22 protein-coding genes are annotated in these 22,140 nt (G+C 43.6%); 10 read left to right on the top strand and 12 right to left on the bottom strand.

Going from position 1 to position 22,140, the window contains the following annotated elements:
- Window position 1 precedes the first annotated feature (1 nt).
- Complete coding sequence (locus FEK29_RS05290; RefSeq protein WP_138257384.1) at window positions 2-1,240, top strand: exo-beta-N-acetylmuramidase NamZ family protein; 1,239 nt, start codon at window positions 2-4, stop codon at window positions 1,238-1,240.
- Window positions 1,241-1,420: 180 nt separating this feature from the next.
- On the opposite strand, the gene FEK29_RS05285 is transcribed toward FEK29_RS05290, so the two are convergent.
- Together FEK29_RS05285 and FEK29_RS05280 are read right to left on the bottom strand one after the other, a co-directional pair.
- A complete protein-coding gene (locus FEK29_RS05285) occupies window positions 1,421-2,269 on the bottom strand; it encodes a sterol desaturase family protein (RefSeq protein ID WP_138257383.1) in 849 nt (282 codons plus the stop codon).
- 41 nt (window positions 2,270-2,310) lie between these two features.
- On the bottom strand, window positions 2,311-2,805 hold the full coding sequence (locus FEK29_RS05280) for a YkgJ family cysteine cluster protein (RefSeq protein ID WP_138257382.1): 495 nt from the start codon (window positions 2,803-2,805) through the stop codon (window positions 2,311-2,313).
- A 73-nt stretch (window positions 2,806-2,878) separates the two neighbouring features.
- On the opposite strand from FEK29_RS05280, the gene FEK29_RS05275 reads away from it, so the two are divergent.
- On the top strand, window positions 2,879-3,592 hold the full coding sequence (locus FEK29_RS05275; RefSeq protein WP_138257381.1) for a class I SAM-dependent methyltransferase: 714 nt from the start codon (window positions 2,879-2,881) through the stop codon (window positions 3,590-3,592).
- Between the two features lie 45 nt (window positions 3,593-3,637).
- Window positions 3,638-4,507: a hypothetical protein gene (locus FEK29_RS05270; RefSeq protein WP_138257380.1), complete on the top strand. Its 870-nt coding sequence runs from the start codon at window positions 3,638-3,640 to the stop codon at window positions 4,505-4,507.
- Window positions 4,508-4,516: 9 nt separating this feature from the next.
- Here the strand turns inward: FEK29_RS05270 and FEK29_RS05265 are convergent, their stop codons facing one another.
- Together FEK29_RS05265 and FEK29_RS05260 are read right to left on the bottom strand one after the other, a co-directional pair.
- Complete coding sequence (locus FEK29_RS05265; protein ID WP_138257709.1) at window positions 4,517-5,131, bottom strand: 7-carboxy-7-deazaguanine synthase QueE; 615 nt, start codon at window positions 5,129-5,131, stop codon at window positions 4,517-4,519.
- A gap of 165 nt (window positions 5,132-5,296) precedes the next feature.
- On the bottom strand, window positions 5,297-7,057 hold the full coding sequence (locus FEK29_RS05260; RefSeq protein WP_138257379.1) for a PQQ-dependent sugar dehydrogenase: 1,761 nt from the start codon (window positions 7,055-7,057) through the stop codon (window positions 5,297-5,299).
- A gap of 238 nt (window positions 7,058-7,295) precedes the next feature.
- On the opposite strand from FEK29_RS05260, the gene FEK29_RS05255 reads away from it, so the two are divergent.
- From FEK29_RS05255 to FEK29_RS05235, 5 genes are all read left to right on the top strand, one after another.
- Window positions 7,296-8,807: a helicase HerA-like domain-containing protein gene (locus FEK29_RS05255; RefSeq protein ID WP_138257378.1), complete on the top strand. Its 1,512-nt coding sequence runs from the start codon at window positions 7,296-7,298 to the stop codon at window positions 8,805-8,807.
- Between the two features lie 100 nt (window positions 8,808-8,907).
- Window positions 8,908-9,462, top strand: coding sequence for a hypothetical protein (locus FEK29_RS05250; protein ID WP_138257377.1), 555 nt, complete (start codon window positions 8,908-8,910; stop codon window positions 9,460-9,462).
- Window positions 9,463-9,510: 48 nt separating this feature from the next.
- Window positions 9,511-10,350: an alpha/beta fold hydrolase gene (locus tag FEK29_RS05245; RefSeq protein WP_138257376.1), complete on the top strand. Its 840-nt coding sequence runs from the start codon at window positions 9,511-9,513 to the stop codon at window positions 10,348-10,350.
- A 61-nt stretch (window positions 10,351-10,411) separates the two neighbouring features.
- Window positions 10,412-10,663 carry a DUF7218 family protein gene (locus FEK29_RS05240; RefSeq protein WP_138257375.1) on the top strand — a complete coding sequence of 84 codons (252 nt, stop codon included), beginning with the start codon at window positions 10,412-10,414 and terminating at the stop codon, window positions 10,661-10,663.
- A gap of 3 nt (window positions 10,664-10,666) precedes the next feature.
- The gene (locus tag FEK29_RS05235; RefSeq protein ID WP_138257374.1) at window positions 10,667-11,092 is read left to right on the top strand and encodes a VOC family protein; all 426 of its coding nucleotides are present in this window, start codon (window positions 10,667-10,669) and stop codon (window positions 11,090-11,092) included.
- Window position 11,093: 1 nt separating this feature from the next.
- Here the strand turns inward: FEK29_RS05235 and FEK29_RS05230 are convergent, their stop codons facing one another.
- From FEK29_RS05230 to FEK29_RS05215, 4 genes are all read right to left on the bottom strand, one after another.
- On the bottom strand, window positions 11,094-12,065 hold the full coding sequence (locus FEK29_RS05230) for an aldo/keto reductase (RefSeq protein ID WP_138257373.1): 972 nt from the start codon (window positions 12,063-12,065) through the stop codon (window positions 11,094-11,096).
- A 12-nt stretch (window positions 12,066-12,077) separates the two neighbouring features.
- On the bottom strand, window positions 12,078-13,136 hold the full coding sequence (locus tag FEK29_RS05225) for a glycoside hydrolase family 43 protein (protein ID WP_240042671.1): 1,059 nt from the start codon (window positions 13,134-13,136) through the stop codon (window positions 12,078-12,080).
- Window positions 13,137-13,307: 171 nt separating this feature from the next.
- Window positions 13,308-13,928 (bottom strand): DUF2306 domain-containing protein, encoded by a 621-nt coding sequence (locus FEK29_RS05220; protein WP_138257372.1) that lies wholly within the window; start codon window positions 13,926-13,928, stop codon window positions 13,308-13,310.
- Complete coding sequence (locus tag FEK29_RS05215) at window positions 13,921-15,651, bottom strand: alpha/beta hydrolase-fold protein (protein WP_138257371.1); 1,731 nt, start codon at window positions 15,649-15,651, stop codon at window positions 13,921-13,923. Before FEK29_RS05215 ends, FEK29_RS05220 begins: the two co-directional genes overlap by 8 nt.
- A gap of 474 nt (window positions 15,652-16,125) precedes the next feature.
- On the opposite strand from FEK29_RS05215, the gene FEK29_RS17905 reads away from it, so the two are divergent.
- Entirely contained in the window at window positions 16,126-16,263 is a 138-nt protein-coding gene (locus tag FEK29_RS17905; RefSeq protein ID WP_161595318.1) for a hypothetical protein, read from the top strand.
- Between the two features lie 96 nt (window positions 16,264-16,359).
- Here the strand turns inward: FEK29_RS17905 and FEK29_RS05210 are convergent, their stop codons facing one another.
- The 4 genes from FEK29_RS05210 to FEK29_RS05195 all read right to left on the bottom strand — a co-directional run bounded on the left by FEK29_RS05210 (window position 16,360) and on the right by FEK29_RS05195 (window position 21,285).
- Window positions 16,360-17,244, bottom strand: coding sequence for a bifunctional 5,10-methylenetetrahydrofolate dehydrogenase/5,10-methenyltetrahydrofolate cyclohydrolase (locus tag FEK29_RS05210; protein WP_138257370.1), 885 nt, complete (start codon window positions 17,242-17,244; stop codon window positions 16,360-16,362).
- A gap of 125 nt (window positions 17,245-17,369) precedes the next feature.
- Complete coding sequence (gene ffh, locus FEK29_RS05205) at window positions 17,370-18,701, bottom strand: signal recognition particle protein (protein ID WP_138257369.1); 1,332 nt, start codon at window positions 18,699-18,701, stop codon at window positions 17,370-17,372.
- A gap of 286 nt (window positions 18,702-18,987) precedes the next feature.
- Entirely contained in the window at window positions 18,988-19,464 is a 477-nt protein-coding gene (locus FEK29_RS05200) for a hypothetical protein (RefSeq protein ID WP_240042670.1), read from the bottom strand.
- A gap of 63 nt (window positions 19,465-19,527) precedes the next feature.
- Window positions 19,528-21,285 (bottom strand): hypothetical protein, encoded by a 1,758-nt coding sequence (locus FEK29_RS05195; RefSeq protein WP_138257368.1) that lies wholly within the window; start codon window positions 21,283-21,285, stop codon window positions 19,528-19,530.
- A gap of 104 nt (window positions 21,286-21,389) precedes the next feature.
- Between FEK29_RS05195 and FEK29_RS05190 the strand changes: the two genes are divergently transcribed.
- Window positions 21,390-21,902, top strand: a complete 513-nt coding sequence (locus FEK29_RS05190; RefSeq protein ID WP_138257367.1) for an RNA polymerase sigma factor — start codon at window positions 21,390-21,392, stop codon at window positions 21,900-21,902.
- Window positions 21,903-22,140: the final 238 nt, after the last annotated feature.

Below are 22,140 nucleotides of genomic sequence, written 5' to 3'. Positions count from 1 at the left end.
AATGTTGTTTTTATACCGATTCAAAAATACCCTTTTTTTATCTTTTTTGATTTGCATCTCCTGTGGAAACTCGGGCAAAATAAATGCGGATACTTCTCAGGTTTCGGCCGCGGAGACGCTGCTTAAGGAAACCGAACCTATTATAGTAGCGGCCAATAGAACCGAAGAATACCTTCCGCTGTTGGCAGGGAAATCGGTGGGCATTGTGGCAAACCAGACCTCGGTGATATTTAATGAAAACGGATACACCCACTTGGTGGATTCCTTGTTGCAATTAAATATCGATATAAAAAAGGTGTTTTCCCCGGAACACGGTTTTCGTGGCAAGGCCGATGCAGGTGAAAAAGTGGAAAGCGGTACGGATGAGGAGACGGGGCTTCCCATTGTTTCCCTCTATGGAAAAAACAGAAAACCTTCGGCGGAACAACTGGCAGGGTTGGATGTGGTTGTGTTCGACATACAGGATGTGGGCACCCGGTTCTACACCTATATCGCGACGTTGCAATTGATTATGGAAGCCTGTGCCGAAAATAATATCCCTGTTTTGGTTTTGGACCGACCCAATCCCAACGCCCACTATGTGGACGGCCCCACCATGAAAAAGGAACACTCCGGATTCTTGGGCATGAACGAAATTCCCTTGGTGTATGGCATGAGCATTGGCGAATACGCCAACATGATCAATGAAGAAGGTTGGTTGGAAGGAGGCAGGAAATGTGACCTAACCGTTATTCCTTTAGAAAACTGGACACACGAACGAATTTACCAAATTCCGATTCGCCCCTCGCCCAATTTACCCAACGATGTTTCCATAAATCTATATCCTAGTCTCGGTCTTTTTGAAGGTACCAATGTCAATGCAGGTCGCGGGACGGAATTTCAGTTTCAGCGATACGGGGCGTCCTTTATGGATTCCACCGCCTACAGCTTTTCCTATGTTCCGGAACCCAATTTTGGTAGTAAATATCCCAAGGAAGAAGGAAAAAAGTGTTATGGAAAGGACCTCTCCAATACCCCAAGAATAAACGAAGTCTCCTTGCAATGGATTTTGGATGCCTATAAAAACACCCTAGTTAAAAGTAAGTTCTTTTTGACCGATGGATTTACAAAGCACGCCGGCACCCCTGAACTTCAAAAACAAATTGAGTCGGGGCTAACGGAAGCGGAAATAAAGGCTTCTTGGCAGCCGGAATTGGAGAAATTCAAGAAAATACGGGCCAAGTATTTGATGTATGAGTAGTATTGGTTTCTTTGTCATACTGAACGTAGTGAAGTATCTATTGTAGTAACGAATCCTCGAAGATATCGCGGTCTTAGTTGATAGTACCGAACATGCAATAGATTCTCTTCGTTGCGCTTCGCTCCTCTCAGGATGACAAAAACAACAAGGGCTCAACTCAGAATAAAATACAAGGGTTTGTTATACCGCAGACTTGGATTCCCCAACCGTTGTGGGCCTACGGTATTTATGAAAAGGCTGTTTTAGCAATCCGGAAATACTGGAATTCTCTCTTTCATCTGGGAAGGTATCCACACCGTACACGATCGATTCCCTATCCAAATACATATAGGTACCGAACAATCGGTCCCAAATGGCAAAAATGTTTCCGTAATTACTATCCGTATAAGGTAATACATAGTGATGGTGCACCTTGTGCATATCCGGAGAAACAATGATGTAGCTCAGATATTTATCCAATTTTGTAGGTAGTTTGATATTGGCGTGGTTGAATTGCGAGAGTACGACCGACAAGCTTTGATATAACATGATGATGCCAATTGGCGCCCCTACCAAAAGCACTCCAAGCAGCGTAAATAGATAACGTACAAACGATTCCAAGGGATGGTGCCTGTTCGCTGTGGTCGTATCCACGTGATGATCGGAATGGTGCACCAAATGGACCATCCACAAAGGTTTTACCTTATGCTCCACCCAATGGGCCAAATACGCCCCGATCAAATCCAACAGCATCACCCCAAGCAGTACGTATAACCACAAGGGCATGGCCGGAAGCCAATTAAGAATGCCAAAATCATTGCCCACGGCCCAATCGGATGCTTTCAACAATAAAAAAGCCAAGAAAAAATTAATGACGATGGTCGTTAGGGTAAAGAAGAAATTGGGAACGGCATGTTTCCATTTTTTATAGCGTACTGTGAATAATGGAACAATACCTTCCAAAACCCAAAAAAAGGTAATACCTCCTACCAGAATCAGGGAACGATGCGCCGAAGGAATCGTTTCAAAGTATTGAATTAATTGTTCCATAGCATTAAATATAAGAAATCAAGCAGTTTCTTTAAACTAGATTATAGGGAAATCCGCTTCTTCATTTCCTCTACAATATTGAAGGCTGCAGGACAAATGGCTACATTCTTTAAAGTGAGGTGGCTTATTTGTTGGAACTTTTTCCGGTCGGTGTGGGGAAACTCCCTACAGGCCTTGGGTCGAACATCGTAGATGGCGCAATAATTATCGGCATCCAAAAAAGTACAGGGAACTTCTTGCAGTACATAATCGTTCTCCTCATCAAGGCGAAGATAAGCATCGATAAATTGCTGGGGCTTCATTCTAAAATACTTGGAAATTAGTTCAATATCGGAATTGGTGAACAAAGGACCCGTGGTCTTGCAGCAATTGGCGCAGGTAAGACAATCCGTTCGTTCAAATTCGGTTTCGTGCAATTCCTGCATCACATAATCCAAATTCTTGGGCGGTTTCTTCCTTAATTTGGCAAAGAATTTCTTGTTCTCGGCCTTTTTATCGGAAGCCCATTGCGGAAGTTGTTTCAGTAACTTGTCCATCATCCAAATTTTCGCTCCAAAACTAGGTAAGTACTTTTTAAAAGGGGACTTTTGTTGGACAAAATTTAGAAAATTGTCAAAGGATATTTTGGGCAAGGCCCTTTTGGATTACCATAATCTGGAATATACGGAAGATATCATCACTTATTCTTCCTTGGACGAGGAGGACCAATTACCACTTCCTTTCATGTTCAGAAATTTTAAACAAATGCCCCTTTTGGAACAAGTTGCCTTGGAGCATTGCAAAGGTACCGTACTGGATGTGGGCTGTGGGGCCGGTAACCATAGCCTCTATTTGCAGGACAAAGGATTTGAAGTAACCGGTCTGGACGCATCCGTCGGGGCGATATCCGTTTGTAAACAGCGAGGGTTATTGAAAACCATACATACCGATTTTCTACGTTTGGACGGACAAAAATACGATACGCTTCTGCTATTGATGAACGGCATCGGGATTACCGGAAAACTAAAAAACCTAGATCAGTATTTGAACCAGATGAAGCGGTTGCTCCAGCCCAATGGACAGGTTTTATTGGATTCCAGCGATATTTTATATATGTACGAATCAGACGAAGAAGATGGAGGCTACTGGATTCCGCAGCACCTGGACTATTACGGGGAGGTGACTTTTACGATGCGCTATAAAAACGAGGAAAGTGAACCTTTTGATTGGTTGTACGTAGATTTTAATACCTTAAAAAGAGCGGCTACGTTTAACGGTCTGAATTGCGAAATGGTAAAACAAGGCGAGAGCGACGACTATTTGGCCCGTTTGACCTTTTTGTGATACTTCTGTAGTATCTTTAACGTTGTGCTATTGAAAAAGTTGATTATGAAAAAGTTTAAAATAGTGTCCCTTTTGGTGCTTATTATCCTATTGGGTTCCTGTTCAAAGGACACTACCGAACCGGATGTACGTATCGACAAAACCTTAAATTTAAAGGGTACGGGGGATTCCGCCAATGATATACTCTCCAATGACACATACGATAAACTTCAAATAGAGATTGCCTATGTTTCCGGGCTTAGGCCGACGACTACGGCTATTTCGGACTTTACGAAATTTTTAAGGCTACACACCTTCAAAGAGGACATTGAATTTATATACCAAGAATTGGAATCTCCTAATGAGGAAAATCTTACCCTTCAGGAAATCGCAGATTTAGAAAGTGAGAACAGGACCGCTTACAGTAATGGCTCTACTTTGGCTGTCTATATTTATTTTTCCGATGCTCCTGCGGAGGATGACGAGCCGGAGGAGGGTTTGGTTACTTTGGGCGCTGTGTACAGAAATACTTCGATGATCATTCATGAAGCCACCATCCGGCGATTGGCCGCCCAAAGTATCTTGGTTAGCAATGCCGATGTAGAGGCGGCTACCCTGAACCATGAATTCGGACATCTTTTTGGTCTGGTCGATTTGGGCACCCCGGCTTTGTCCGACCATGAAGATACCGCTGCGGAAAACCACTGCAATGTGGATGGATGCCTAATGCGCGCGGAACTGCAATTTACGCTTTCGGGAAAATCTATTTTAGAGCCTAAAAAAAGTACCTATGCTGCGAATCTCAATCCGGCATGTGTATTATCGGGTACTACCGTGATGCGCCTTTTGCAGCCCTCAAAAACGGGCAGATCTGTTGAAATTCCGGGTTTGGATGCCGCTTGTATTGAAGATATCCAAGGCAATGGGGCCAGATAGTTTCTTTGTCTAAGGAATATTCAAATACTTATGGGTCTGTAAGGAAACCTTCCATTTGGGGTTTTTCATAACGTACTCAACGATCAGTGGGGTCACCTTCTCCCGTACACTCCACTCTGGCTGAAGATAAAGGATACATTCCTTGTTCGTTTGGGCGGCCTGTTCTTCGGCAAAAATCAGATCGTGCTTGTTGTAAACGATCACTTTGAGTTCATGGGCTTCATCGTAAATCCGCCCCTCAGGTAATTTGTTCTTTTTGGGCGATAAGCAGATCCAATCCCAAGTTCCCGTCAGTGTATATGCCCCCGAAGTTTCGATATGGGTTTTCAGGTTTCGGGCTTTCAACTTTTCCGTCAAAGGTCCCATATCCCACGTCAAGGGCTCACCCCCCGTGACCACAATGGTATCCGAGTATTTTGCCGCATTTTCGACTATGTGATCTATATCTGTAGGCGGATGTGTCTCAGCGTTCCAACTCTCCTTCACATCACACCAATGGCATCCAACATCACATCCACCGACCCTAATGAAATAGGCAGCCGTACCCTTGTGAAATCCCTCTCCCTGAATGGTATAGAACTCCTCCATTAAGGGTAGTAGCAGCCCCTGGTCCACCAATGCCATGGTTTCCTTTGTTCTCACGTGTTTAATTTTTTATTACTATTATGACAATCAATGAATTCTACTATTGGAACTATTTAGATTGCCATAAAAAATCCCTCAGCGAGGGTTGCATCTGGCAAAGATAGGAAAAGACGTGGGCATAGTTTTCAGCCAAGGGGAGCAATTTTAGCTTGAAGGCCCCTCTTTGGCGATACAATTTACTACCTTATAAACCTTGCCGTCATATTTGGTAAAAAGATAGAGTTCGCCCGTACTGTCCATACCCCATCTAAGATCTACACGGGCACCACCCAACAAGGCATCAAAGGTGGTGGTCTCCCCGTTAAATAGGAATTCCATTTTTTGGATGGTTGCCTGATGGCCGTTGGTGACATTATCTACATCTGCAATAAAAAGGGTGCCCCGTGGAATATCGCCAAAAAGGTACTTGCCCTCGAGCTTTTCCAACGTACCGTGATAAACAAAGCCTCCTGAAACCGCATTGCCCTCATCGTGGTCATATTGTATGATGGGACAGTCATAGGCCGCGTCATCTTTGGGCAGCGGATATACGACCTCCGTATTGGCACTGGAATCAAACAAAAAGGTCCCTTCCCTGTTAGGCCAACCATAATGACGTCCTTTTTCCACAAGGTTCACTTCTTCTATACTATGCCTGCCTATATTGGAAACATACATGCGACGCGGATCCTTGCCATCCCACGAAATCCGATGGGGGTTTCTGAAACCATAGGCCCATATTTCCGGAATACCTTCCCCATTCCCAACAAAGGGATTATCCGAAGGAATTCCGTATTGACCATTATCGCTGTTACTTCCCAAAGGGTCAATTCGGATTACCGATCCCCATATCTGATCCTTTTGGCCTACTAATTGAGGTTGATCGGCATAAATAGCACCACCATCACCAACACCTAGGTATAGGTGTCCATAATCTGCATCCTCCTTTTTTGCCATGGGATTGAAGGAAACCTCTTGAAATCCGTGCGCGCTACCTATCATATCAACCCGTAGCAGTTCCCTTTTTGTTCCCTTGAACTTTGAGGATAAGGGGTCTTCTGCCTTCCATTCGGTAAGTACCCATTGTAATGCAACCTTTAGGCTATCAGGCAGTGGGAAATCTGCCTTTCGCGTATGGGCCGGCTCGGTATGGGTTGTAAACAGCAGTCCGTTTTCATCAAAATTGGGGTGAAAATCAAAACTGCCAAGACCCGTACCAAAACCGGGAACATTGATGAAATTTGGCAGTTCCCCGGCCATATCCAGATAGCTGCTGACCGTAGATTCCTTGGCCTCGAATAATGTACCGTTCAAATCGGCAATAAACTGTCGTTCCCCTTCAGGTGTGGGCAAGGCAAAAAATTTATTGATACGGGCCTTAGGATGATGATCTGCACTGGCGGGTACTTGAAGCACCTCTTCCAAAACCAGCAAGAGATTGGACTGGGTTATTTTTTCAGGAATGGGATCCGTAATGGCACCGGACCTTTTTCTTTTACTCTTTTTTTCCGCCTCGGAATACTTATGTACAAAACCTAATAGGGCTTCAAAATCATCCTGGGAAAAATACTCAAAACCTGGCATATACGTACCATAGGTTTCATAGAGTCGTACACCCCTTACGTCACCGGCCTCTATTTTATGTTTGGGATTTTTGATAAAATCGATAAGCCAGGCCTTATCTACCTCTCCGGTTACACCGGCCAAACTTGGTCCTATGTTATTTGCATTAAAATCATGACAACTGGCACAATGTGTATTGAACAATTGCATGCCTTCCTGTACGGATAGTTCATCCTGACGGTAGATGCTCCCTTGGTCTCCTGTATTGGCAATATCCTTTTCACCATTGCTTTTACACGAAAAAAATGCGAAACTAAGGCCCAAAAGCATTAAAACATGGCCTTTTGGTATAAAAAATGACATTATCCCTATTTAAATGATGTATCGGTAATCCGTGGAAAATCCCCCTTGAACCTCCCCGAAATAGTACTATTGAACAAATCCTGTGGTAAGGAAAGCCATACTTCCCAAGCCCTAAGATACACATTGCGTCCCAAAAACAAGGGACAGAAATGGAGACCGTGGCACCTTTTTGCCTCAAGGCATACATTCCCTTTTTCTTTTGCTCAAAAATCCGCTATTTTTAGCAAAAATTTTGAGTATGGCGTCCAAAGAGGAATTTTTTGAACATATTGAAAACGGATATGCTACCAAAGGCGACTATATAACGATGGGTGCCGCAACGTTGAACGGGGAGGCAATGACCAATGCTTTGGTAAAGGTTCCCTTGAAAACCTTGAACCGACACGGTCTAATCGCGGGGGCTACGGGAACCGGCAAGACCAAAACCTTACAGGTATTGGCCGAGAATTTATCGGACAAGGGTATTCCTGTTCTCCTGATGGACTTGAAGGGCGATTTGAGCGGATTGGCCCAACCAAGTCCCGGTCATCCAAAAATTGACGAGCGCCATGCCAAAATTGGAATTCCGTTCGAATCCAAAAAATTTCCCGTGGAGATTCTATCCCTTTCAGAACAGGACGGGGTAAAGCTAAGGGCCACGGTTTCGGAATTTGGACCGATACTGCTTTCAAGAATTCTGGATCTTTCCGAAACCCAGGAAGGGATTGTTGCGGTAATCTTTAAGTACTGTGACGACAATAAATTACCGCTATTAGATCTCAAGGACTTTAAAAAAGTATTGCAATATGCTACGGGCGAGGGCAAATCGGAATTTACGGAGGAATATGGGCGAATTTCAACCAGCTCCACTGGAACGATCCTAAGAAAAATAATCGAGTTGGAACAACAGGGAGCCGACCTGTTTTTTGGTGAGAAATCCTTCGAAGTGAATGACCTTACCAGAATTGATGATAACGGACGGGGATACATCAACATTATCCGGCTTACGGATATTCAGGATAGGCCCAAACTCTTTTCAACCTTTATGCTCAGTTTGTTGGCCGAAATTTATGACACCTTTCCAGAGCTTGGAGATAGCGAAAGACCAGAATTGATTTTGTTCATTGACGAGGCCCACCTAATTTTTAATGAAGCGTCCAAGGCCCTGTTGGATCAGATAGAAAGTATCGTAAAACTGATACGCTCCAAGGGAATCGGGCTGTATTTTGTGACCCAAAACCCAACGGACGTACCCAACGAAGTGTTGGCACAATTGGGTTTAAAGGTACAACATGCCCTAAGGGCTTTTACGGCCAGGGACCGAAAAGCAATCAAACTTACGGCCGAAAACTATCCTATTTCAGATTATTACGACACTAAGGAAGTACTTACCTCCTTAGGGATTGGGGAAGCCTTAATTTCTGCATTGGATGAAAAAGGAAGGCCCACGCCATTGGCGGCCACCTTATTAAGAGCACCTATGAGCCGGATGGATATATTATCGGATATGGAATTAAAGGAGCTCATTGACAAATCCAAGTTGGTAAAAAAATATAGCGAAGTAATCGATCGCGAGAGTGCCTACGAAATATTAAACGAGAAAATTGAAAAAGCGGAGGAACTTGCCCAAAAGGAAAAAGAAAAAGCCCAGACCCCACGAAGAAGTACCCCTACCAGAAGAAGTACCAGACAGAACCCGGTAATCAAGGTACTCACCAGTGCAACATTTATAAGGGGAGTCTTGGGTGTATTAAAAAAAGTCATGCGCTAATTATACGAAAGGACCATGACACTAACCTGGGACACCCAAAATAATAAGCCTAATAATGAGCAACGTTGAAGTATGACCTATAAACTGTATCTACAAATACATGAAATCAATCAAAACCATCCTGATCCTTTTTTCTATAATCATCATCGCGCAGTGCACTAAAGAAGATGACAAAACATTTAAGATTTCTACAGATGCCGTGGGCAAATTGGATAAAACAAGCTTGGCCAGGGATCTAGATCTTATTTACGAAAACGACTCCGTGGTTAGGGATACCATACAGTCCAACTTTGGTAACGGCTCCAGTAAAATTAAAATTTATGAAAAAGGAGGTGCCTTACTGCTCACGCTTACACCCAATACGGATAGTATTCCTACGATCCAAAATGTTTTAATCAACGATAAACGGTTCAAGACCGATAAAGGTATCAGCATTGAAAGCACCTTCAAGGATATTCAGGAGAAATATGAAATAAAAAAGATAATTACTTCCATCAACAATGTGATCATCCTGCTTAAGGATAGTGACATCTATTTCACGATCGACAAAGCGCAATTGCCGGATAACCTGCGCTATCAAGCGAATACGAACATTGAGGCCGTTCAAATCCCCGATGCGGCAAAAATCAAATACCTTATGGTAGGTTGGGATTAAGTATCGGTTGCCAAAAACCTCCGGCCTCTAACTTTAAAGAAATATTCCATGAAAGCCTTGTATAAAAAGCTCATTCCCAAATTATACGGTGCTTTGTTGAATGTATACGTGTATGTAAGTCCGAAAAACGCCGCCCAAAAAGCCTTCACCATCTTTACAAAGGTCAGAAAAGGCAGGGTTTCGCCCCATCAGAAAGAATATCTGGACCCTGTAAAACATGAACGAATACACCTATTGGGCCATACGATACAGACGTATAATTGGCCCGGCAAAAAGGAAACTGTTCTTTTGATACACGGTTGGGAGAGCAACACATGGAGATGGCACAAATTACTGGAGAAATTGACGAAGGCCGATTATAATGTCATCGCTTTTGATGCCCCCGGACATGGGTATTCATCGGGTGAATATCTATATGTTCCTCTATATGCCGAAGTATTGGAACATATGATACAAACCTATAAACCGGTCCATCTAATTGGGCACTCGGTTGGGGGTATGACCATACTTTTCAACGAATACGAAAATCCCAACGACATAATCGAAAAAATAGTGACCATCGCTTCCCCTTCGGAATTCCATGAAATCATTGGCCATTTTAAGGAACTTTTGGGACTTTCGGATAGAATGCTAAAGGCTCTTGAAGAGTATGTCAAAAATCGGTTCGGATTTACCATACGGGAATTTTCGTCTTCCAAATTCGTATTGACGAACACCAAAAAAGGATTGCTGTTTCACGACCGATGGGATAAGATCACCCCGTACCACGCTTCAGAAAAGGTGCACGCCGTTTGGAAAGAAAGTACTTTTATTTCCACCGAAGGTTTGGGCCACTCCATGCACCAAGAGGAGGTCAACAAGAAAATCATTGCTTTTTTACAAGGTTAATTAACCCAATTGCCCAATAGCCTCTTCTACCTCCACTTCTTTGGTTAATTTTAAAATAAAAATGGCTGAAGAAAAGAATACATCAAGGCTTAAGAACGAGGAGCAGTACGAGGCGCTGGTAGAAAAAGGGTACAGCAAAGAGAAGGCCGCAAGAATTGCGAACACGCCAGATTCTGGACAGAAAGGCGGAAAAGCCCCCAAGTATGAAGAAAGGACCAAAAAGGAACTCTATAAAAAAGCCACCGAAATTGGAATTGAAGGACGTTCCAAAATGAACAAAAAAGAGTTAATTTCGGCCTTAAGAAATAACTGAACAATGAACAACGTTTCACCCTTTCACATTGCCATTCCGGTGCATAACCTGGCGGAATGCAGAAAATTCTATGGAGAAGTCTTGAATTGCGAAGAAGGAAGAAGTAGCGACCATTGGGTCGACTTTAACCTCTTTGGGCACCAATTAGTCATCCACTACAAACCTAAATCCGAAATGGAAGCGCTTCACCACAACCCTGTGGACGGTCATGATGTCCCCGTTCCACATTATGGGGTAGTATTGCCCTGGGGCACCTTTGAAAGCTTTTCCGAAGAACTAAAACAGAAAGGCGTAAAGTTTGTCATTGAGCCTTATATTCGGTTCAAAGGGCTGGTTGGTGAACAAGCTACCATGTTCTTTTTGGACCCTGCCGGTAACGCCTTGGAGTTTAAGGCGTTCAAGGACATGGGGCAATTATTCGCCAAATAGTCTATTGTGACCAAGAAGTAGGGACCCTGTCCCAACGGTGTTTTTTAAGTTCCTTGATTAATTCCTTTGGTAGGGATTTACCATCACTGGTGGCCGTATTGGCCAAAACATTGCGCTGTTTTCGCATACCCGGTATGGTGGTGCCCACATGTTTGTTCTCCAAAATAAAACGAAGGGCCATCTCCGCCATGGTCATACCTTGTGGTATAAGGGGCCTTAGGGCATCTGCATGTTCAACGGAAGAATTTAGATTTTCCGGGACAAAGTAGGTACCCCGCCAATCTCCCTCCGGGAACGTGGTTTCCTTGGTCAAATTACCCGTCAGCGTCCCTTCGTCAAAAGGAACCCTCGCTATGACCCCAATATCCAGTTTCTCGCAAAGCGGGAAAAGTTTGTCCTCCGGTGCCTGATCAAAAATATTGTAGATAACCTGTACGGCATCCAACAATCCCGTTTCGAGTGCCAAAATGCCATTTTCAGGTTCCCAACGGTTCATACTGATTCCTATAGCCGCAACCTTACCGGACTTTTTCAAATCCTCAACAGTCCGCTGCCACTCTTCCCGCTCGCTCCAGGTATCGTCCCACGTGTGAAACTGCATCAAATCTATTTGTTCGAGTCCGAGGTTTTTAAGCGTTTTATGGGTGTATTCCTTGATGTGATCCGTAGGATAGGAGTCCTCAAAAGCATATTCCGGTTTTGCGGGCCATTGGAAATTCTTTGGGGGTATCTTACTTGCCGTGTATAGTTTCTTTGAGGGATGCCTTTTTACCAGGTCACCTAAAAGTTCCTCGCTGTGTCCTTCACCATAACCCCATGCCGTATCAAAAAAATTAACGCCGTTTTCGACGGCCAAATCAAGGGACTTGGCGGATTGTTCATCATCCGAAGCTTTCCAACCTGCCATTCCCCACATACCGTATCCTATTTCACTTACTTGCCAATCCGTCCTTCCAAACCTTCTGTACTCCATTCTTACTAATTTTTATTTACTTCCGATTGTTCTTTTTTCAATGCCTTCAAAAGTAATTTTGACAGGCTTAATGGCTCCATCTTCGTTGAACTCCATTTTATCCAAGCAGGTCACCCGATGGTCCCTATCCTCATTGGGAATGGGTCTTCGATGGTACACCATAATCCATTCATCCGTTCCGGGCACATTGATTACGGAATGATGGCCGGCTCCTGTAGCAACGGATTCATCGGATTCTAATACCGTTCCGATTCGTTTATAGGGCCCCGTAGCCTTATCAGCCATCGCATACACCACGCGATAGCTACCATCCGTCCAGTTACCTTCGGACCACATAAAATAGTAGATGCCCTTACGTAAAAACATAAAAGGACCTTCCACATAACCTTCCGGCGTAATCTCCTTAAAGATACTACCATCTTCCCAAGGCACAAAACCTGTAAAATCATCATTTAATCTACCAAGGTTGCAATGGCTCCAGCCTCCATAGAAAAAATAATGGGTACCGTCCAGATCCTTAAAAACAAACTGATCAATAGGTTGGGCATCATTGTAAAAATCGGATATCAAGGGTTCCCCTAAATAATCTTCGAAGGGACCTCCTGGCGTATCGGCCACAGCTACGCCGATGCCACCATAATGGTTGATATCATTATTGGGGTCATAAGATGACCTGCCAGGTCTTTGTATATCATTGGCACCAAAGAACAGGTAATATTTTTTATCCTTTTCAATAATGGAAGGGGCCCATAGGGCCTGCCGCAACCATTTAATCTTTGTAGTATCCAATATATTTTCATGCTTTTTCCATTCGATAAGATCTTGGGAGGAAAAGGCATCAAAATGCAATTGTTTGTCATAATCGTCCGAAAAAGTAGGATAGATCCAATATTCATCCCCAAAAACGGCACCTTCTGGGTCGGCGTACCATCCCTCAAAAATGGGGTTGCCGGACATTTGACCTGATTTTTCGTTTTGACCGTTGACCAAGGTTCCCCCTAACAACAAGAGAACTGAAACAAACCGAGGGAACAATTTACAGATCATCATCAGGAATTTTATTTTGGCCATAGCTTCATACTTTTAAAATTAGGTCAATAGCTTGATTCTTAAACATTTCCTTTGGTAGCGATATTTAACGTACCATAACAAATCCCTCGATGAGGGTTTCATTTAGATTTTGCGGTAAGATATTCAATTACCAATCAAGCCCGGAACACCGTTCATAAAATTCAAGAATTTTTAGCCTATTGAAAGCCCTTTGCGACGCACCCAGTAATAGGCAAAAACAAGGTTAGGCACCCATGCCAACCATGCCACAATGCGATAAGCGGGCTCAAAGGAACCTATAAGCATTGTTAATAAAGGAAGCCAAATGCGCAGCGTGACCGCCCCAAAACAGGCCGCATAACTGTAAATCATAAAGACCTTATGCTTTTCAAAATCCCGTTCCCGAGCCGCCCTGTAGGCCGTAATCGTAAAATACAGCCAAAAAACTGCAAGCAGAAAGAAGCCTGTCATTGCTACAGGACCGCCCGTTGCATAAAAAGCTATAAAGCCACCACAAACACCGCTGATCAGTACGGAAATCACATATATTTTCCCAATTAGCCTATGCCTGGCAAGATTGGCATTCCTGAAGCGTTTGCTAAACTGTACCCAACCTACCATGAGGGCCACACCCCCAAAAAGAATATGACCGAAGAATCCAATATTCCAAATTACGTTGGCCAACAATTCCCGACTTTTGGAAAGCAACAATCCTATTTCCTCTTGGGCAAATACGTACATCAATGGATATAGCCCCACACCTATGGCCAAAAACCCGAATACGAACCATGCTACCTTATTCGTCCTATTCATAGCGCCAGCTTGTCAAATCGGCCCCATTTGGAGCACTTTCAGCAATTCGTTTCATGATCTTTGGCACGTACATGGAGTTGTATCGCAACCTACTTATGGCATTGGGTAGCTCTGGATCACCGTTCCAGCAGTGCTCGGCTCTGTCCCCATACAATACTTCCCCTTCATAATAGGGATCTGTGGTGCTCTCCAAAAAATCCTCCATCAAATACACGGCATTGTTTAGATAATAATTGTCCATATCCCCACAATAAATGTGTATTTTCCCCTTGAGGTTCTCCCCCAATTTATCCCAGTCGCGCTCCATAATATATCGGAGATCGTAATTTTCCTTCCAATACTCGGCCACCTCGTGGTCAATCTCCCCCGTCATTTTATCCCAAATTCTCACGGGATAGCCATCATCGCCTTGGGGAGAGTAGGTGGCTTCCCAAATATCCCATTGTTGGCCTGACCTGGACTTATCACCCAACACCAATTCCAGATGATTGCCCTGCCTTAACGTGGATTGGATATTCCCCAAATAATCCCGATGGGAAGGTACTTCCAGTTTTTTATGGGCGGCGTCATAGTAATAGGCGTTCTCATCCTCATAGATATTGGTAAGGCAATAGGCCCTAAAATCGATGGGATCCGGGCAAGCCGCAAAACATCCGTTGTATTCCTCCGGATATTTCACCTGAACGGCCAAGGCCTCCCATCCACCCGTGGAACCTCCATACAAAAAGCGGGACCATCCCTCGCCCATACCCCTGAATTCCTTTTCTATGTAGGGTATCAGTTCATAGGTAATGGCATCGCCATAGGGTCCCTGACTGGCCGAGTTCACGGCATAGGAATCATCGTAATAAGGGGTTGGATGCTGAATTTCGATAATCAAAAACCTAGGGAAATCGGGCTCGTTCCATCTCTTATAAAAGTCGTACGCCTCCTGCTGCTGGATGATGTTGTAACCCTTCATATCGAACCTAGCGGAATAATCGGGTTCGAGATTCGGGTCCGGAGGTGTGGTCCTAAAGCCACTAAAATCCGAAGGAAAATGTCCGTGAAAGACCATCAGGGGATACTTTGCTTCGGGATGTTCGTCAAAACCCTTCGGTAACAAAACATGAGCGCCTAGATAGATATCCCGACCATAGAATTCCGATAGTTTTTCGGACTTCATCTTAATGTGCTTTATCCATTCCGTATCCTCAGGTTCTTCAATCGGTGGTATTACCTGATCCATCTCCACGCTCACATTTGCGATACCATTGCTGCCCACCCGAATCTTAAAGGGCTTACTATACAAATTACCGGGAGAACTGTTCCATTGCTGCCCTTCGCCATTGTCCATGGGCAATTTTACGGTATGGCCGGTAGCTAGGTTAAACGTTTCATAAACATGTAGCAAGGCCTGCACATTGTATTCGCCTGGCGGAATATCTGCCATGCTTGGATACGGATATCCAAAAACAGTTTCGTCAAAGGTAATGGGCTTACCTGGATCCATGCTATCCACGTTCATTCCAAAGATCAATTGCGTGTTAAGGCCATCGTTGATTTGAAAACGGGGTTCCTTACTGTCATCGGAAGAAAACATCAGCAAAAGCCTACCATCCTTTGCTTCTGGGCTGGCGGCTTCGGAAAAACGTACGTTGACGCTATAGGTAGTTTCCTTGACTTTTTGGCAAGAACCCAATAGTAAAAGGGCAATACAGGCGAGACAAAAACTTCTAATCATTTTAGGTCGGTTTTTGATAAAAAGGTACTTCATTTCCACAAGATTGCAAAAGTCTGCATTGCTTTTGTAAAGGACCACCAAAAATGATGTCAAAAAAGCTGTTTCCAAGTATATACGAACATACCATTTATCAAAACCATTCGTTTTATACTAGCATAGGATTTTAGCAATGGAATCCTATTAAAAAGCACACCCAAATCCTGAACGTTATGAAACCCTAATCGAGGGATTTATTAAGATAAGTTAACCCGGAATATGCATTAGGAGAGCGTCGTGAAGGTAAAAAGCGCAATAAAATAAAGTGGTTTGGAAATTTTGGCATAGCACCGCTATGGTGAAATTGAAAATACAGCCTAGCGTTTTATTTTGAAGCGATTTTTTGCTGTAACAGCTTTTTTAAAACATAATCCGGGGTTAAATATCCCTATAAAAGTAAATGTTTAAAAAACAAGCTGTTAACCTAAATTTAGACGAATGAAAAAACTATCTGCCATTGTTATTATTTTTTTGGGAATCCTTACCGTTAGTAGTTGCGAATATGACGACAGCAACGACTTGGATATCTTAAGACCGAATGACACCACACAAACTGGGCAGGTCAATAGCGTTTAGCGTTTAGCGTTTAGCGTTTAGCGTTTAGCGAAGGTTTACAAAACGAAAAACCCCACAATTTTAATTGTAGGGTTCTTGTATTTAAAGTGGTTTTTTCTATTCCCTGCTCCTATGCCTTTCTCGAGCCAATAGGGTGTTTTTAAGCAACATGGCAATAGTCATGGGGCCAACACCTCCCGGAACGGGGGTTATGAACGAGGCCTTTTTGCTCACATTTTCAAAGTCTACGTCACCGGTAATGTAATAGCCCTTTTCCTTGGTATCGTCCGGAACCCTGGTGATTCCCACATCGATGACCACCGCATCGTCCTTGACCATCTCTGCCTTTAGGAAATTTGGCACACCAAGGGCCGAAATGACAATGTCTGCCTGGGAAATTATCTGGGTAATATTTTTTGTGTGGCTATGGGTCAAGGTTACGGTGGAGTTTCCCGGCCACCCTTTTCGCCCCATTAAAATGCTCATGGGCCTTCCTACGATGTGGCTTCGGCCTATTACGACCGTATGCTTGCCTTTTGTATCTACCTGATAGCGTTCCAACAGTTCCAAAATCCCGAATGGGGTTGCCGGAATGAACGTACTCATATCCAAGGCCATTTTACCAAAGTTCATGGGGTGGAAACCATCCACATCCTTATCTGGATGCACGGCCATAATGACCTTTTGTGTGTCGATTTGTTCCGGCAAAGGTAACTGGACAATGAATCCGTCTATATTTTTATCCTCGTTCAGTTCATGGATCTTCTTCAATAATTCCTGTTCAGATGTGGTGCTGGGCATTCGTACCATGGTAGATTCAAAACCTACACGTTCGCAAGCCCTTACCTTGCTACCCACATACGTTAGACTGGCACCATCGCTCCCTACAATGACCGCGGCCAAGTGCGGGACCTTTTCCCCTCTTTCACGCATCTTTGCCACTTCAGCGGCTATTTCATCCTTTATCTGATTTGAAATTTTTTTACCGTCAAGAATTTCCATGTAGTACGTATTCAATAGGCAATTTAAGTAGGCAGTACATTACACTACAAATTTACCCGGGTTCTTCGTTTTAAATTGCGTCGGTTTACGGCCAATGCGCTGTTTTTATTATTGGTTATCCGATGTTAACGTCCAAGACCGCTCATCATCTGCATCATCTTTTTACCGCCACCCCCTTGCATCATCTTCATCATCTTGCTCATTTGGTCAAATTGTTTCAGCAATTGGTTTACTTCCTGCACCTCCCTGCCGCTACCCTTGGCGATTCTCCTTTTTCTGCTGGCATCCAGTTTGGAAGGATTTGAACGTTCATCCGGGGTCATGGAGTATATGATGGCCTCGATATGCTTAAAGGCGTCATCGTCAATATCCAAACCTTTAAGGGCCTTACCGGCGCCGGGAATCATCCCCATAAGGTCCTTCATGTTCCCCATTTTTTTGATTTGTTGGATCTGGCCTAGGAAATCGTCAAAACCGAATTTGTTCTTGGCGATTTTCTTCTGAATCTTCCGGGCCTCCTCCTCATCAAACTGCTCCTGGGCCCTTTCCACCAAGGAAACCACATCACCCATGCCCAAAATACGATCGGCCATACGGGAAGGATAGAAAATGTCGATAGCCTCCATTTTTTCACCTGTACCGATAAACTTGATGGGCTTGTTTACGACCGATTTTATGGAAATGGCAGCACCGCCACGGGTATCACCGTCCAACTTGGTAAGGATAACACCGTCAAAATTCAATACATCGTTAAAGGCCTTGGCCGTGTTGACGGCATCCTGTCCGGTCATGGAATCCACTACGAACAAGGTTTCTTGCGGATTGATGGCCTTATGGATATCCGATATCTCGTTCATCATCTTCTCGTCCACCGCCAAACGACCGGCGGTATCTATGATGACCACATTATGACCTTCCGCCTTTGCCTTGGCAATACCGGCCTTGGCAATCGCCACGGGGTCGTTATTGTCCCTATCCGAATACACAGGCACACCGATCTGTTCCCCAACTACGTGCAATTGGTCAATGGCCGCGGGTCTATACACGTCACATGCCACCAACAAAGGGTTTTTGGATTTTTTCTTCTTTAGAAAATTCGCCAATTTCCCCGAAAAGGTCGTCTTACCGGAACCTTGTAAACCGGACATTAATATAACCGATGGATTACCGGATAGGTTGATACCTTCAGAATCGCCGCCCATTAATGCCGTAAGCTCGTCCTTTACAATCTTCACCATCAACTGCCCTGGCTGCAACGAAGACAAAACGTTTTGGCCCAGCGCCTTTTCCTTCACCCGATTGGTAAATTCCTTCGCGATCTTAAAATTGACATCCGCATCCAAAAGGGCCCTACGTACCTCTTTGGTCGTCTCCGCAACGTTGATTTCCGTTATTTGCCCATGTCCTTTAAGAACATGCAGGGCTTTATCCAACTTTTCGCTTAAATTATCAAACATCCTTTTCCGTTTTAAGGGGAATGCAAATTTAAGAATATCATTGCTAAACGGGCATAAACGCTACCAAAATCTGTAAACAAAAAGAGCATCCGTTTTGGGATGCTCTTAACGCTGGGATGTGGGGCAAAAAAGGTATTACATTTTCAATAGTAACATAGCGGGAAGTATATCAACTTGAGTTAAGTTCCCATTTAATCGTTTTCCCAGAAAACCTCCATCAACACCACCAACGAGGCCCAACTCTTTACTGCTGGTGGTGTATTTTTGGATGTTTTATTTTTATGGACTATATTTTTTCAAAAACCAAGCGGTCGATACTTCCATCACCACTATCGTCCTTCAGTTCGATTCGCGCACTGGAAAAGGAAACGATGTCCCAATCTTCTGAAATCTCCGCGAAATTGGCCGGTGAGGCAAAAAATATGTTAAAATCTACATCGTCATCAGAACTACTGTCGTCGTCACTGCTACTGGAATCCGAAGTTATGGACCATGCCCCGGAAACGGAGGTTTCACCGTTATCGGCAATTAAACGACCGTCCGACTCAAAGACAAATGTATGATCCGAAAAATAATTAGTCTCATCGACCCCTTCCTCTTCGTAAAGTGTTACTCGCCAAGTACCTGAAGTTACAGTAGACTTAACCTGCTCCACGTTTACCATACCATTTACACCGTCTGAATCATCCGAAGATTCACAGGATAGGAAAAGGAAGCCCGTAACGGCCATCAAAAGCAAGCTTATTTTTTTTAGTTTGTTCATTTTTACAATTGATTATTGATTAAAAAGGCCTACGAAGCGCAAGGCTCCGTAGACCCTACTTATTTATTTTTCCAAAACAAGTGTGGTAATGGTACCATCATCATTAATATCCTTCAACTCCAATCTACCTTGGGCAACGGAAACAAAGTCCCAGTCATCCGTTAATTCGCTCATAGGCATATTGTCTCCATAATTTAGGTAGACCTTAAGTTTACCATCCCTGTTTCTCAAAACTCTCCAAAGTCCTGTGGCATATACCTCCCCTCCTTCTTTCAGTTCCATTTGTAGATTTGGCATAAAGGCTGTACTATACCCTCCAAAATCAATGGTCTCATCAATTTCACCATCTATATAGGAAGCCACTATCCAGTCGCCACCCATCATGAAGTTTCTAATTTCCAAGACATCGGCATCATCGGAATTATCATTACAAACTCTTTGGAGTATCAATTCGTAGTCAATTTCCTCCACTTCAAACTTCAACCTACTTTGGGTCAATTCACGCACGGGCCATTCAAAACTTACACCGGGCTCATCCCCCATTGTAATGGCAATGATCAATTTTTGTTGTAGGTTGAATCCGATCTCCCAAGTACCTTCTGAGGTATTTACCCCATTGCTCAAGGTGACAACGCCTTCAGCCATAAACTTGAACTCGTACCCTAATAGACGGTCGATCTCCTCACCCTGATTCTCCACTTTTTTTATGACCCACTCGCATTCCCTTAGAATGTTCCTTAAATTCTCTGGATCAAATCCAATACCGTCTCCTTCACAATCCCTACGCATCCAGATTCGGTTTCTTTCCCCATTATAGAACTTGATGACACCTTCCTCAGTTTTATAGATGGTCCACTCCATATTGAAGCCCGATAAGGTTTCTATATTCAAGGTCACTTTGGGACCATTATCTCCCATGATGGAAGACCAAGTACCGTTGGCTTCAAAACCTAATCGGTTACTAACGTTTACGGTTCCATCTGCCTTGAAGTCGAAATAGTAATTTACATATTGTGCGATCTCACTAACGTCGTCCCTTATCACTTCAAGTACGTACCAAGGACAGGAAACCAAAAACTCCTCCAAATCTTCGTCATCAAAATCATCGTCGTTGTAGTCATTATCATCGTCCTCGTCACATGCATCCTTGGCGTTTCTAATCTGCATGACCAATTCCTCATTGCTGTTCACCTCGATCTTTGAACTATCGTACAACTCCAAAGTAACGGGGAAATCGAAACTTACGAGCTCGTTATCCTCCAGCCCTTTGAAGAAAAGCCTCAATTGCCTGTCACTCTCCACGGTCACCTCCCCAGTCTGCTCTAGGTTGATATCAAAGGTGTACAGGGTCATGGGATATACAAAATCTATACATTCGATATCGTCATCTTCACCGCCCTCCTTACACTGCTGGGCCAACTCCCGTAAATCCTCAAAACCATTTATGGTTAGCTCGGTATAATCACCCGAAGTAACGGTGATAGGGAAAAGAATCTCCAAAAAGTCCTCATCGTCATCCACTTCATCAAAAATCTCCTCTATCAATTTTAGATCTTCCCTAGAATTGATGGTCAATTCCAGGCCATTTACCTCAACCGTATAGGGAAACTTTACATCGTAACAGCTAGTGCCGTCTACAATGTTATCAAAAGAACCGTCCCTAGCGGTAGTATTCTGTATCAATATACCGGCGGCAGAACTTGCCGTAATGGCTTCCGCTTCCTCGCCCGTATTGATTTCTTCAAACTCATCCTGGCATGAGGTAAAACTCAGTGCCACCGCTAAAATGCTCAGGTAAGCAAAACTTAAAAACTTTTTCATAACGATTTGGTATTGTTTATTATTTACCACTGAAACAACGCATTGAAAAAAAACCCTACCCGCTTTTTTAATTTTTTTTAAAATATCTTTGAAAAAAAAGGACCTTGAAAGCAGAAGACCCTCAAAATGTGTGTAATGAAAGTACGTACAGTACTTTGTTCAATGCTAGCTCCAAAACGATATTCAACTATATATATTATAAGTTTGGAAATGAGGAGAAGGCACACGATGCCGTGCAGGAAGCTTTTGTAAAATTATGGGAGAACTGTGCCAAGGTCGCCCCAGAGAAAGCAAAGTCGTTTTTATATACGGTAGCCAACAATCTTTACTTAAATGTTCTCAAGGCGGAAAAGGTGCGTCTTAAATATGCCGATAAATCTCTTAAGACCACCCATGAGTCCCCAGAGTTTCTAATGGAGGAGAATGAATTCAAGACGAAATTGGAGCGGGCCCTTAACGACCTTCCCGATAATCAGCGATCCACTTTCCTGTTAAATCGCATTGATGGAAAAAAATATGCGGAAATCGCGGAAATGGAGGGCGTAAGCGTCAAGGCCATTGAAAAAAGAATGCACTTGGCCCTGAAAACGCTTCGGGAAAAGATTGAGGGGATTTAGAATTTGGGGCTACGAGTTAGTGTGATAGTGTGATAGTGTGATAGTGTGATAGTGTGATAGTGTGATAGTGTGATAGTGTGATAGTGTGATAGTGTGATAGTGTGATAGTGTGATAGTGTGATAGTGTGATAGTGTGATAGTGTGATAGTGTGATAGTGTGATAGTGTGATAGTGTGATAGTGTGATAGTGTGATAGTGTGATAGTGTGATAGTGTGATAGTGTGATAGTGTGATAGTG

Source organism: Maribacter aurantiacus (genome assembly GCF_005780245.1).
GTDB lineage: Bacteria > Bacteroidota > Bacteroidia > Flavobacteriales > Flavobacteriaceae > Maribacter > Maribacter flavus.
Note: the sequence above shows the minus strand (reverse complement) of the source record. Positions and strands in the feature narration are given on the sequence as shown.